This is a genomic window from Kitasatospora sp. NPDC048365, assembly GCF_043200835.1.
Lineage (GTDB): Bacteria > Actinomycetota > Actinomycetes > Streptomycetales > Streptomycetaceae > Kitasatospora > Kitasatospora terrestris.
On record NZ_JBICYJ010000054.1, the window covers coordinates 42,892 to 54,826 of the forward strand.

An 11,935-nucleotide genomic window follows, 5' to 3' on the forward strand; every position below is an offset into this window, starting at 1 on the left:
CACCCCGCCCGGCGACCACCCTGCCTCCCCGCCCTCGAGCGTCCGGGCACCGGGACGGCCGGCCTCGGCGCGGCGGAATCCGGGCCGGGACTCGATCTCCCTTGGTAGCGTCGTCGCGTGACGGACCAACAGCGCAGCGTGACCGACCGACCGACCCGACGCCAGACCCTCGCCGCCCTCGGCGCGGGCGCCGCAGCCTGGGTGCTGCGCGGCACCCTGGGGCCGGACAGCGCGCAGGCGATCGGCGCCGCGCCCGAAGGGCTCCCGGCCGGCCTGACGCCCTACCAGCGGGTGTACGAGAACTGGGCCGGCGAGATCCGGACGGACCCGCTCTGGGTCTGCGCGCCGACCGGCCCGGAGCAGGTCCCGGCGCTGGCCGACTGGGCCCGCCGCGCCGGCTGGCGGCTGCGCCCCCAGGGGCACCGGCACGGTTGGTCGCCGCTCACCGTCGCCCCGGGCACCCCCGCCTCCGCCAACGTGCTGCTGGTCGACACCACCCAGCACCTCACCGTCGTCGCCTTGACCGGAAGCTCGGTGGCCGGGGCGCCGACCGTCCGGGTGCAGACCGGCGCGGCGATGGAGGACCTGCTCGCCCACCTGGCCGGCCACGGCCTCGGCGTCACCGCCTGCCCCGCGCCCGGCGACCTCACCGTCGGCGGCGTCCTCGCCATCGGCGGCCACGGCACCGCCGTCCCGGCCGCCGGCGAAACCCCGCCCGCCGGTCACGGCTACGGCTCGCTCTCCAACCAGGTCGTCTCGCTCACCGCCGCGGTCTGGGACGAGACCCGGGGCCGCTACGTCCTGCGAGAGTTCGACCGCACCGAGGCGGACAGCGGCGCCCTCCTGGTCCAACTGGGCCGGGCCTTCCTCACCGACGTGGTGCTCCGGGTCGGCGCCGACCGCAACCTGCGCTGCGTCAGCCGCGTCGACATCCCCGCCGACGAACTCTTCGCCGCCCCCGGGGCGCCCGGCAACCGCACCTTCGCCGACTTCCTCGACCAGGACGGCCGGGCCGAGGCGATCTGGTACGCCTTCACCTCCCACCCCTGGCTGAAGACCTGGCGCGTCACCCCCACCCGCCCGTTCGCCGCCCGGACCGTCACCGAGCCGTACAACTACCCGTTCTCCGACAACATCCCCAAGCCCGTGGCCGACCTCGCCGGCCAACTGGTCTCCGGCGCCTGGGGGCTGGCTCCCACCTTCGGCCAACTCCAGTTCCTGATCACCAAGATCGGCCTCACCGGCGACCTCACCGACGTCCTGCTCTCCAGCGGCCTGCTGCGCAGCCTGCTCACCGGTGACGTCCTCACCCACCTGCTCGCCGACGGCCTGCGCTCCGACCTCTGGGGCCCTTCCCGGGCGCTGCTCCAGTACGTCCGCCCGACCACCCTGCGGGTCACTGCCAACGGCTACGCGATCCACCTCCGGCGGGCCGACCTCCAGTGGGCGGTCAGCGAGTTCGCCGCCCAGTACGAACGCCTGCTGACCGAATACCAGCAGCGCGGCGAGTACCCCGTGAACGGCGCCGTCGAGATCCGGGCCACCGGCCTGGACGACCCCGCCGCCACCGGCATCCCCGGCGCGCAGCCTGCCCTCCTGTCCGCGCTCCGCCCCCACCCCGACCACCCCGAGTGGGACACCGCCCTCTGGCTGGACGTCCTCAGCCTGCCCGGGACGCCCGCCCTGCACCGCTTCTGCCGCGACCTCGAACAGGCACTCCTTCGCACCTTCGACGACACCCGGGCCGGCCTGCGCGTCGAATGGTCCAAGGGCTGGGCCTACACCGACACCGCCGCCTGGTCCGACCCCGACATGCTTGCCCGCACCATCCCCGACAGCCTCCGCACCCCCGGCCACCCCGGCTGGGACGAAGCCGTCACCGCCCTCGACCGCCACGACCCCCACCGCGTCTTCGGCAGCCCCTTCCTCGACGGCCTCCTCCGCGCCCGGACGGCAGACCGCCCCTGAGGGACTCTTCGGTACTTCAGCCGTATCGTGATCACGCAGGAGAACAGCTCCCGTCCACCACTGTGCGGCGGGGCCGCCACCCCGGTTCCATCCCCAGGGCAGGAAGGTGTCCCGTGATCCGTCCGGAAGTCGCCGAGTTCATTGCGCTGGGGAAACTCCCGTCCGAGGACGATGACCGACCGGACGAGGTTGTCGAGGCTGCCATCGACCACGCCGCGGATCTGCTGGGTCGCATCCCTCGCCCGGTGACCGATGAGGAGGCGCACGCTCTGGCGGAGTGCTTCGGCGAGGACCTGTGCTTCGGTGTGGCCTGGACTCTTCTGCACACCATCGAGACGGCTCCGCACGCGCGTGAAGACCAGCCTGAAGCCGCGCGACGATGGCGAGCCGGTCTGACGAGCCAGTAGTACCGGAACGGGTGCTTCGCTGATGCCCGAACAGCCCGTCAGCAGGTGGCCGCAGGCGAGCGCAACCCTCCCGCACACGGCTTGCAGGCGGCCGAAGTCCCGCAGCCGCAGGTCTACCCAGCACCGCCCATGCGGTCCGGCTCCCCGCCGCCGTGGGCCCACGGAAATCACCGGGCAGCCGCGCAGAGCAGCCGTACCAACTTCCCGGAGCTGCTGACCTCCTACCGGTCGGGTCCCGTGAGCCCACCTCACGGGACCCCGGCCACTGCGCTCCGGCTGATCGGGGCCGGGCCTCGGCTCCGGCGCGCGGACCGGTCAGGAGGCCGCCGTACAGACCTGGCCCGGCATGCCGTGACCGATCGGCTCAGCCCGGACGTCGAGCGGCGTACTCGTCTCGGTGCCCGAATCGGACAGCACCTGCGCGACCGGCTCGCCCGCCAGCTCCCGGTCGGGTCCCCAGGAGGCCACCGCGGGCGGTTGGCTGAAGCCGCCGCCCAGCGGCTCTCCCTCGCTCTGGCCGGGCTGCCACCGCTGGGCCCAGGCCTTGTGCCACATCGCGGCGTCCAGGCCGACGGCGAGCACGTCGAGCCGCTCCGGTGCCCAGGAGGCGACAGCAGGGACCTTGCGGGTGATGCCGGCCGACACCTGCATGCTGAAGGCGAGGTCGACCTGGTCGGGAGGCGGCCCACCGGCGTGGCGCTTCCCCCGGGGCTCGGCGGCGTGGCGATGATCGGGGGACACCTGGCCAGCGGCGCGCGGCGGCCAGGACCGCCGACCGGTTCCCGGGTGGGCCGGATGCCAAGGAGACGATGCGCATGCCCGCCGAACCCGCTGTGGCCCCGCAGGATCCGTTCGCGATCGTCCGGAGCCGCAACTACCTCGGCCTGCTGGTGATGGCCGGGGTGCTGGGCGTTCCGATCTCGGCCATCGCGTACGGCTTCCTCGCCCTCGTCTCCGAACTCCAGTCCCTGGTCTACAACGACCTGCCCAAGGGTCTGGGCTTCAAGGACACGCCCGACTGGTGGGCCGTGCCCGTGCTCGCCGTCGCGGGTGTCCTGGTCGCTCTCACCATCCAGTACCTTCCCGGACGAGGCGGACACGAGCCGGCCGACGGGCTCAAGACCGGCGGCACGCCGTCCATCGCCGCGGTGCCCTCCGTCGCCCTGGCCGCGATCGCCTCACTCGGCCTCGGCGTCGTCCTCGGACCGGAGGCCCCGCTGATCGCACTCGGCGGCGGCCTGGCCGTCGGCGCGGTCCGGCTGATCAAACGCGACGCGCAGCCCAACGCCCTCGCCGTGATCGGCGCGGCCGGCAGCTTCGCCGCGATCAGCGAACTCCTCGGATCCCCCGTGCTCGGGGCCTTCCTGCTGATGGAGGCCTCCGGGCTGGCCGGTCCGATGCTCGGCGTCGTCCTCGTGCCCGGCCTGCTCGCGGCCGGCATCGGGTCACTGATCTTCACCGGCCTCGACTCCTGGACCGGCCTCGGCACCTACTCCCTGTCCCTGACCCACGTGCCTGCCGCCGACCGGCCCACCGTCGCCGCGTTCTGCTGGGCGGTCCTCGTCGGCCTGGCCGCCCCGGTCCTCGGCACGGCGATCCGCCGTACGGCCCTGCGCCTGCGCCCGCACATCCAGCGGCACCGACTGCCCCTCACGGCGCTGACGGGCGCCCTCATCGGGGCGATCGCCCTGCTCTACACCACGATCTCCGGCAAGCCGATCTCCGGCGTGCTCTTCTCGGGCGAGACCACGATCGGTCCGCTCCTGGCCAACCAGGCCACGTTCTCGGTCGGCACGCTGCTGCTCCTCGTCGTCCTCAAGTCACTCGCCTACAGCGCATCGCTCAGCGCCTTCCGCGGGGGCCCGGTCTTCCCGTCCCTGTTCGTGGGCGGCGCGGGCGGACTGGCCATGTCCCACCTGCCCGGCCTGGACGTCACCACCGGTTTCGCCATCGGCGTGGGAGCGATGGGCGTGGCCATGCTCCGGCTCCCGATGACCTGCGTCCTGCTGGCCACCCTGCTCCTCGGCGTCGAGGGGCTGACCGTGATGCCGGTCGTGATCGTCGCGGTGGTGGTCTCGTACGTGGGGACGCTGCGCCTGGCACGGGGGGAGACCCCTGCCACGGCCGGGGCGGGGCCCGACGGGGCGGCCGCTTCCGGTGGGGCGTCCGCCTCCTGACGGCGGGAGTGCGGCGGCCCGCGCATCAGGGGCGGTGCGGGCCGGACGCACCGGCCGGGTCAGCGGTAGAGGGCTTCGCCGCGCGTGGTCCGGGCGTAAAGGACGGTGCGGCCGGTGCGGTGAGGTGCGACGAGTCCGGCGGCGGCGAGGCGGTGGAGGTGGGCGGACACGCCGCCTGCTGCGAGGCCGGTGCGGTGGGCGAGTTCGAGGGTGGAGGCCGGGGTGTCCAGCAGGTCGAGGAGCCTGGCGCGGGTGGCGCCGAGGGCCGCCGCCAGGTCGGTGGCGTCCGGCGCGGCCTCCCACAGGGTGCCGACTCCGCGGACGGGGTAGCGGATCACCGGCGTCCACGGCAGGGCGGTCTTGACGTGCAGGTCGGGCCAGGCGAACGCGGACGGCACCAGGACGAGGCCGCGCCCGTTCAGTCGGTGGTGGGTGTCCGTCGGGACGGAGCGGCGCAGGGCGATGCGCAGGGTGCTGCCGGCCGGATCGAACGCGAGGCCCGGGTGGATGTCGGCGAACATGGCCGCGGGGCCGCGGTCGGTCAGGACGCGGGCCCGGTGGTGGATGTCGGATTCCAGGAGGGCGCGGATCCGCGGCCAGGTCGGCGCCAGCGCACGGTCCCAGTAGCGGCGCAACTCGTCCGTCACGGAAGCCAGTTCGCGTCGTGGGGCGCGTCCGAGCGGAACCAGCCGCGCCGGGAGGAGCTCCCCGAAGACGGCGGTCAGGTCCTGACGGACGACTTCGGCGGGGGTGTCGCGGACCTGGCCGAGTTCCTCGTCGAGCCCGGTGAGCGGCGAGTGCGGGGTCGGGGCGAGGAAGCCCGGCAGGTGGCCGGGGGACGCCACGGTGAGCTCGCGCGCGGCGGACCGCCCGGTCAGCAGCGGGTCGGCGCGGTGAGCGGACAGCCAGGGCATGTGGACGGCCCGGTCCGCAGGCCTGGCGAGCGCCCGGACCGAGGCCGTCAGCTCCCACGCCGGCGAGACGGCCCAGCGCAGGTGGGCCAGATCCGAGGCGTCCAAGGACAGGGTGACGGTCGGCACGAGGATTCATCCTAGGCCGAATCCGTTGAGGGGCCGGACGGTGTCCGCGACGCTTCCCGCCATGACGGACACGATCGAGACCGGCCGCGGCGCACCGCGCGGCCGCAGCACCACAGCCGCAGCCGGCGGCACGACTACGGACCCGGACACGCACCCCGCTGCCGAGAGCTGCGCGGACACCGCCGCGCCGGACCGGAACCGCACCCGCTACCTCGCCGCCACCGGCGTCGCGCTGTGGGGCTCGCAGATCGGACAGGCCGCCGTCCCGCTGACCGCCGTGACGGTGCTCCACGCCGGCGCACAGGGCACCGCGCTCCTGAAGACGGCGCTCACGCTGCCGTTCGTCCTGCTGGGCCTCCCGGTGGGGGCCTGGCTGGACCGGGTCCCGCGCCGTCCCGTCATGATCGGTGCGGACCTGGTGCGCGCCGTGGCACTCGCCACCCTTCCCCTGGCAGCCTGGGCGCACCGCCTGACCATGGCCCACCTGCTGGCCGTCGTGCTCCTGCAGGGCACCGCGACCGTCTTCTTCGACCTGGCCGCCCAGAGCATCGTCAAGGACATCGCCCCTGGCCGGCTGCTCGCCGGGGCCAACGCCCGATCGGCCACCATCGCGCAGGCCGCGCTGATCGCCGGGCCGCCACTGGCCGGCTGGGCCGCCGGCCTGCTGACCCCGCCCACCGTGCTCCTGGCGATGACGGCCGGCTACCTGTGGTCCGCCGCGTGGCTGGCCACCCTCGGCGTCCGTGAGCGCCCCGCCGCACCATCCCCGGGCGCGTCACTCGCCCGGGAGATCGCCGACGGCGTCCGTTTCGTCGTCCGCCGGCCCGTGCTGCGCGCCGTCCTCGCCTCCGGGTGCCTGGCCAACATCGGCATCGCCGGGACCACCACCCTGCTCCCGGTCCTCGCCCTGAACGAACTCCACTGGAGCGAAAGCACGTTGGGGCTGTTCCTGGGGGCGGGCGGGGTCGGCGGCCTGATCGGGGCGCTCGGCGCTGTCCGGCTCGCCGCCAGGCTGGGAGCGGGCCGGGCCGCCCTGCTCGTCGGCCTCGCCGTGGCACCCCTCGCCCTCGTCCTGCCGCTGATCGGCCGCCCGGTTCCGGCGCCGATCGCCGCCGCGGCCTGGGCCGTGGTCGTCCTCAAGGTGGGATTCGACTCGGTCCTGATGACCACGTTCCGCCAGGACGCCACCCCCGCCCACCTCATGGCCAGGGTCAACGGCACCATGCGGGTCCTGTTCACCGCCGCCGTCGCCCTGGGCGCCGCCACCGCAGGAGTCCTTGCCGCCGTCACCGGCACCCGCTGTGCGCTCGCCCTCGCCGCCACCGTGCTGGCCTGCGTCTGGATCCCCACCGCCCTCTCCCCGCTGCGCAAGCTGACCACCCTCACCGCCGCCTGAACACGCAACGCCACCATCCCGGGGCCGACCCTGCGGGTGGCAGGACAGGACCGCCGTGGGCGTCGGCATCGACCGACGGCCGACGGGGTCTCGTCCGTATGCCGCATCCCTTCGGTGGCCCACCGTCCCCGTCGTGACGGGCCGCGGTGGGGCAGGCCGGTGGTGGTCGCGGGGGCAGCACTCCGCACACGACCCTGGCATGCCGGTGCGCCGTACCCTAGAGTGGCCAGCTACCGAACGATCGGTCGGTTTTCGGTCAGGTTGCAGGGAGTGACCATGGACGACAGCGAGCAGATGAACCGCGACGAGTTGGCCGACCTCCAGCTCACCCGACTCCGCTGGTCTCTCGAACACGCCTATCGCAACGTCGACTTCTACCGCCGCTCGTTCGACGCCGCCGGCGTCCACCCCGACGACTGCCGCAGCCTCGCCGACCTCGCCCGCTTCCCGTTCACGGGCAAGCGCGACCTGCGCGACAACTACCCCTTCGGCATGTTCGCCGTGCCGATGGACCAGGTCCGCCGGCTGCACGCCTCCAGCGGCACCACCGGCAAGCCCACGGTGGTCGGCTACACCGAGGGCGACCTGGAGACCTGGGCCAACGTGGTCGCCCGCTCCATCCGCGCGGCCGGCGGCCGCCCCGGCCACAAGGTCCACATCTCGTACGGCTACGGCCTGTTCACCGGCGGCCTCGGCGCCCACTACGGCGCCGAACGGGCGGGCTGCACCGTCATCCCCGCCTCCGGCGGCATGACCGCCCGCCAGGTCCAGCTGATCCAGGACTTCCAGCCGGAGATCATCATGGTCACCCCGTCCTACATGCTCACCCTGCTCGACGAGTTCGAACGGCAGGGCGTCGACCCGCGCAGCACCTCGCTGCGCGTCGGCATCTTCGGCGCCGAGCCCTGGACCGAGGAGATGCGCCGTGAGATCGAGGAGCGGATGGGCATCGACGCGGTCGACATCTACGGGCTCTCCGAGGTGATCGGCCCCGGCGTCGCCCAGGAGTGCGTGGAGACCAAGGACGGCCTGCACATCTGGGAGGACCACTTCTACCCGGAGGTCGTCGACCCGATCACCGGCGAGGTGCTGCCCGACGGCGAGTCCGGCGAACTCGTCTTCACCTCGCTCACCAAGGAGGCCATGCCGGTCGTCCGCTACCGGACCCGCGACCTCACCCGCCTGCTCCCCGGCACCGCCCGCCCCGCCTTCCGGCGGATGGAGAAGATCACCGGCCGCAGCGACGACATGATCATCCTCCGCGGGGTGAACCTCTTCCCCACCCAGATCGAAGAGATCGTGCTGCGGGAGCCCGCCGTCGCCCCCCACTTCCAGCTCGTGCTCACCCGCCGCGGCCGGATGGACCACCTCACCGTCCGCGTCGAAGCCCGCCACGCCGCCTCCGCGCCCCAGCGCGAGGCCGCCGCGACCGCGATCGCCCGGGGCATCAAGGACGGCGTCGGCGTCACCGCGGACGTCGAGATCGTCGACCCCGAGACCCTGGAGCGTTCGGTCGGCAAGCTCAAGCGCCTCGTCGACCACCGCTGACCGGGCTGTCCCGGCGGACGCTGGACACCGCGACCGACAGCCACGGCGTGCACCCCCCAGCTCCGGCGCGGCACCGGCGACGGGGTGCGCGAGCGCTCACCCGCTCCGACCGGCGGTGACATCGCCCTGTTCTCCATGCGCGGCGAGGAGTACCCCGTGTCGGGGATCGTGGCCGTGCCGGTGACGTCGAGCGGGCCTTTCAGGGTGGGGCGGGGCCGGCCCGGCCGTCAGGCCGCGGTAGCCCGGCGGCCGGTGTCGGCCACCTGCACGCTGATCGTCTTCCCGCCGCCGGGGTCCAGGGTGACCGCGACGAGGGTGCTGACGTTCTGGACGAGGACCAGTCCCCGCCCCGAGGTGAGCCGCAAGGAACGAGGCTGAGGCCTCGGCAGGTGTCGGCTGGAGTCGCTCACGCGGATCTCCGTCCCGTCGGTGCGATCGATGACGACCAGGCGTCCGGGGCGGCCGGTGTGGCGCAGCACGTTGGTCGCGAGTTCGGTGACGACGAGAAGGACGTCTTCGACGTGCGTGTCACTCGCAGTGCTGCTGCGTCGCACGAACTCGCGTGTGATGGCTCGTAGTTGAGTGATCTGCCGGCCGTCCGGCGGGACGACGACGTCGAGCACGTCCGGGCTGCGGAGGTCCTGGCGCTTCGGTCGGTACTCGGTTGCGAGATGGGTCATGGCTCCCACGGCCTTTCGCGTGATCCCTGGGGGATGTCCGTCCCGGCGGAGCGGCGGCCTCGGCCGTGCGTTCGGTGGTCGGCAGTGGGCGCCGCCGTCAGTATGACCGGCCGGGGCGCGGTTCGCTCCTGCACGTCCTCCAGTCGGTGTTCGAAGCCGCCACCACGCGGGATCGGTGGGCCTCGGGCTGTCGATCGTCGCCTCCATCGCCCGCGCCCCCGGCGCAACCGCGTCCGCCGACTCGAACCCGGACGGCGGACCGGCCGTCCACGTCCACCTCCCGCCGTGAGCGGCGGTCAGCGGGGCGGTGGGGTGAGGAGGCGGTCGAGGGCGCGGCGGGTGCGGGTGGGGGCGTGGGGGTCGGCGAGGAGCTGGATGGACTGGTTGAGGCCGAGGTAGAGGCCGACGAGTTCGAAGCAGAGCTGCTCGGGGTCGGTGTCGGCGGGGAGTTCGCCGTTGACGACGGCGGTGGTCAGGTCGGTCAGCAGGACGCGGCGCCAGCGGAGTTGGAGGCGGCGGACGGCGTCGTGCAGCGGGCCCGGCCTGGCGTCGAACTCGACCGAGGCGGTGGTGAAGAGGCAGCCGCCGGGGAAGACGTCGCGCGCCGTCTCCAGGTAGTCCACCCAGTGCTCGCAGACCGCCCGCAGGCGGGTGAGGCCGGGCGGCAGGTCGGCGGCGGGCTCCCAGACCAGGCGGGTGTAGATCGCCGAGGCCTCGGTGAGTGCTGCGAGCTGGAGGGCCTCCTTGGTGCCGAAGTGGCCGAGGACGCCCGCCTTGCTCATCTCCAGGTCGGCGGCGAGGCGGCCCAGGGTGAGTCCGTCCAGGCCGTCGACGGAGGCGATCGCGACCGAGCGGCCGACGATCCGCTCGCGGGTGCGGCGGGCTTCGGCGGCGGACTTCCTGGGACTCATGCGGACCATCCTAGTCCGCGGCCCGCTCTTTAGCTTCCGACCGGTCGGTTGCTATATTCGCGGCGGACCAGACGAGAAGGAGCCCGCCGTGACCACGACGCCCGCACCCCGAATCCGCGCCCTCGGCCACCACCAGCCCGAACGCGTCCTGACCAATGACGACTTGGCGGCCATGGTCGACACCAGCGACGAGTGGATCCGGCGGCGCACCGGCATCACCACCCGCCGGATCGCCGCCCCCGACGAATCGGTCACCGACCTCGCCGCGGCCGCCGCCGCCAAGGCCCTCGCCGCCGCCGGACTCGACCCCGCCGACATCGGCCTGGTCACCGTCGCCACCTGCAGTGCGGTCGACCGCTGCCCGTCGATCGCCGCCCAGGTCGCCGGACGGCTCGCGATCCCGTCCGCCGTGGCGTTCGACCTCAACAACGGCTGCGCCGGGTTCTGTACGGCCCTCGCCGTCGCCGACCACGCGCTGCGGGCCGGCGCGGCCCGGCACGCCCTGGTGATCGGCGCGGAGAAGATGTCCGACGTCACCGACTGGACCGACCGGCGCACCTGCGTCCTGCTGGGCGACGGGGCCGGGGCGGCCGTGCTCAGTGCCGGGGGAGCGGCCGCCGGAGGGTTCGGGATCGGCCCGGTGGTGTGGGGCTCCGACCCGACCCGCGGCGACGCGGTCCGCCTGCAGGGGGCGTGGCAGCCCACCTTCGAACAGGAAGGCCAGACCGTCTTCCGCTGGGCCACCACCGCCCTGCCCGACCTCGCCCGCGAAGCCTGCGCCCGCGTCGGCCTCACCCCGGCCGACCTCGCCGGCGTGGTCACCCACCAGGCCAACCTGCGCATCATCGAGGCGGCCCTGCGCCCCCTCGGCCTCCCCGAGCACACCGTGGTCGCCCGCGACGTCGTCGACTCCGGCAACACCTCGGCCGCCTCCGTGCCGATCGCCCTCGCCAAGCTCGTGGAACGCGGCGCCCTCCCCACCGGCGGCCCCGTTCTCCTGCTCGGCTTCGGCGGAGGCCTCTCCTGGGCGGGCCAGGTGGTCGGCGCGCCCTGACCGTCGCGGGCCGGTGCCCGCCGGGGCCGTCCACGGGGGAGGATGGGAACCATCACCGGACGAGAGGACGACAGTCGTGGGAGTTGTCGGCGCGGATCACACCGGGCCCTGGAGCGTCGAGGACGTCCTCGCCCTGCCCGAGGACGCGGGCCGACGGGTCGAGCTCGTCGGGGGATCCCTCCTGATCGGCCCTGCCCCCGAGGTCCCGCACCGGTGGGCCGGCCTGCGCCTCGCCATGCTCCTGGGGGCCGCCATCGACGCGGACGGCGAACCGCAGCTGTTCGAGGTGCTGGAATCGCCCAGGGTCGCCGTCCCGGACGGCCTGCTCGTCCCGGACCTGGTGCTGGCCGACACGGCCGCGGCGGCGGGATCCGCCGCCACCCTCGACGCCGGCGGCGTGGTGGTCGCCATCGAGATCCCCTCGCCCTCGACCCGGGCCGTCGCCAAGGCGCTGAAGCCGAGCCTGTACGCGGCCGCCGGCGTGCCGCACTACTGGCGCGTCGAACTCGACCCCGTCCCGCGCCTCCACCTGGGCCGCCTCCAGCGCGGCGGCTACGTCAACCGGGTCGTCCAGGTCGGCGAGACCACCGCGCTCGACGACCCGATCACGCTCGACATCGACCCGGCGGCGCTGCGCCGCTAGGGTCCGGGGGGGGACCCCCCCCCGCGGGGGGGGGGGGGCCCGGCCCGCGGCCCCCCGGGGGGCCGCGGGGCGCCGCGGCGCCGGCGGCGGGGGGGGGGGGGGGTGGGGCGC

11 protein-coding genes are annotated in these 11,935 nt (G+C 74.1%); 7 read left to right on the forward strand and 4 right to left on the reverse strand.

The window, feature by feature from the left end; translation table 11 throughout:
- Positions 1-117 precede the first annotated feature (117 nt).
- Both ACGFX4_RS35900 and ACGFX4_RS35905 read left to right on the forward strand, forming a co-directional pair.
- The gene (locus ACGFX4_RS35900; protein WP_393083938.1) at positions 118-1,968 is read left to right on the forward strand and encodes a cholesterol oxidase substrate-binding domain-containing protein; all 1,851 of its coding nucleotides are present in this window, start codon (positions 118-120) and stop codon (positions 1,966-1,968) included.
- 113 nt (positions 1,969-2,081) lie between these two features.
- Positions 2,082-2,375 carry a hypothetical protein gene (locus tag ACGFX4_RS35905; protein WP_393083941.1) on the forward strand — a complete coding sequence of 98 codons (294 nt, stop codon included), beginning with the start codon at positions 2,082-2,084 and terminating at the stop codon, positions 2,373-2,375.
- 315 nt (positions 2,376-2,690) lie between these two features.
- Here the strand turns inward: ACGFX4_RS35905 and ACGFX4_RS35910 are convergent, their stop codons facing one another.
- Positions 2,691-3,116, reverse strand: a complete 426-nt coding sequence (locus ACGFX4_RS35910; protein ID WP_393083944.1) for a hypothetical protein — start codon at positions 3,114-3,116, stop codon at positions 2,691-2,693.
- A gap of 74 nt (positions 3,117-3,190) precedes the next feature.
- Between ACGFX4_RS35910 and ACGFX4_RS35915 the strand changes: the two genes are divergently transcribed.
- A complete protein-coding gene (locus ACGFX4_RS35915) occupies positions 3,191-4,552 on the forward strand; it encodes a chloride channel protein (RefSeq protein ID WP_393083946.1) in 1,362 nt (453 codons plus the stop codon).
- A 59-nt stretch (positions 4,553-4,611) separates the two neighbouring features.
- On the opposite strand, the gene ACGFX4_RS35920 is transcribed toward ACGFX4_RS35915, so the two are convergent.
- Positions 4,612-5,592 (reverse strand): DUF5937 family protein, encoded by a 981-nt coding sequence (locus tag ACGFX4_RS35920; protein WP_393083949.1) that lies wholly within the window; start codon positions 5,590-5,592, stop codon positions 4,612-4,614.
- Positions 5,593-5,653: 61 nt separating this feature from the next.
- Between ACGFX4_RS35920 and ACGFX4_RS35925 the strand changes: the two genes are divergently transcribed.
- Positions 5,654-6,988, forward strand: coding sequence for an MFS transporter (locus tag ACGFX4_RS35925; protein WP_393083952.1), 1,335 nt, complete (start codon positions 5,654-5,656; stop codon positions 6,986-6,988).
- A 276-nt stretch (positions 6,989-7,264) separates the two neighbouring features.
- On the forward strand, positions 7,265-8,536 hold the full coding sequence (gene paaK, locus ACGFX4_RS35930) for a phenylacetate--CoA ligase PaaK (protein ID WP_393083955.1): 1,272 nt from the start codon (positions 7,265-7,267) through the stop codon (positions 8,534-8,536).
- Positions 8,537-8,763: 227 nt separating this feature from the next.
- Here the strand turns inward: paaK and ACGFX4_RS35935 are convergent, their stop codons facing one another.
- Together ACGFX4_RS35935 and ACGFX4_RS35940 are read right to left on the reverse strand one after the other, a co-directional pair.
- On the reverse strand, positions 8,764-9,216 hold the full coding sequence (locus ACGFX4_RS35935) for an ATP-binding protein (protein WP_393083968.1): 453 nt from the start codon (positions 9,214-9,216) through the stop codon (positions 8,764-8,766).
- Positions 9,217-9,512: 296 nt separating this feature from the next.
- Positions 9,513-10,127: a TetR/AcrR family transcriptional regulator gene (locus tag ACGFX4_RS35940; protein ID WP_393083958.1), complete on the reverse strand. Its 615-nt coding sequence runs from the start codon at positions 10,125-10,127 to the stop codon at positions 9,513-9,515.
- An 88-nt stretch (positions 10,128-10,215) separates the two neighbouring features.
- Here ACGFX4_RS35940 and ACGFX4_RS35945 point away from each other — a divergent pair, with 88 nt between their 5' ends.
- A complete protein-coding gene (locus tag ACGFX4_RS35945) occupies positions 10,216-11,181 on the forward strand; it encodes a beta-ketoacyl-ACP synthase 3 (protein ID WP_393083960.1) in 966 nt (321 codons plus the stop codon).
- 76 nt (positions 11,182-11,257) lie between these two features.
- On the forward strand, positions 11,258-11,824 hold the full coding sequence (locus tag ACGFX4_RS35950; RefSeq protein ID WP_393083963.1) for a Uma2 family endonuclease: 567 nt from the start codon (positions 11,258-11,260) through the stop codon (positions 11,822-11,824).
- Positions 11,825-11,935 lie beyond the last annotated feature (111 nt).

Excerpts from the sequence above, each read along its gene's own strand:
- ACGFX4_RS35940 (WP_393083958.1), bottom strand. The coding sequence starts at position 10,127 with ATGAGTCCCAGGAAGTCCGCCGCCGAAGCCCGCCGCACCCGCGAGCGG.
- paaK (WP_393083955.1), top strand. The coding sequence starts at position 7,265 with ATGGACGACAGCGAGCAGATGAACCGCGACGAGTTGGCCGACCTCCAG.
- ACGFX4_RS35925 (WP_393083952.1), top strand. The coding sequence starts at position 5,654 with ATGACGGACACGATCGAGACCGGCCGCGGCGCACCGCGCGGCCGCAGC.
- ACGFX4_RS35915 (WP_393083946.1), top strand. The coding sequence starts at position 3,191 with ATGCCCGCCGAACCCGCTGTGGCCCCGCAGGATCCGTTCGCGATCGTC.
- ACGFX4_RS35935 (WP_393083968.1), bottom strand. The coding sequence starts at position 9,216 with ATGACCCATCTCGCAACCGAGTACCGACCGAAGCGCCAGGACCTCCGC.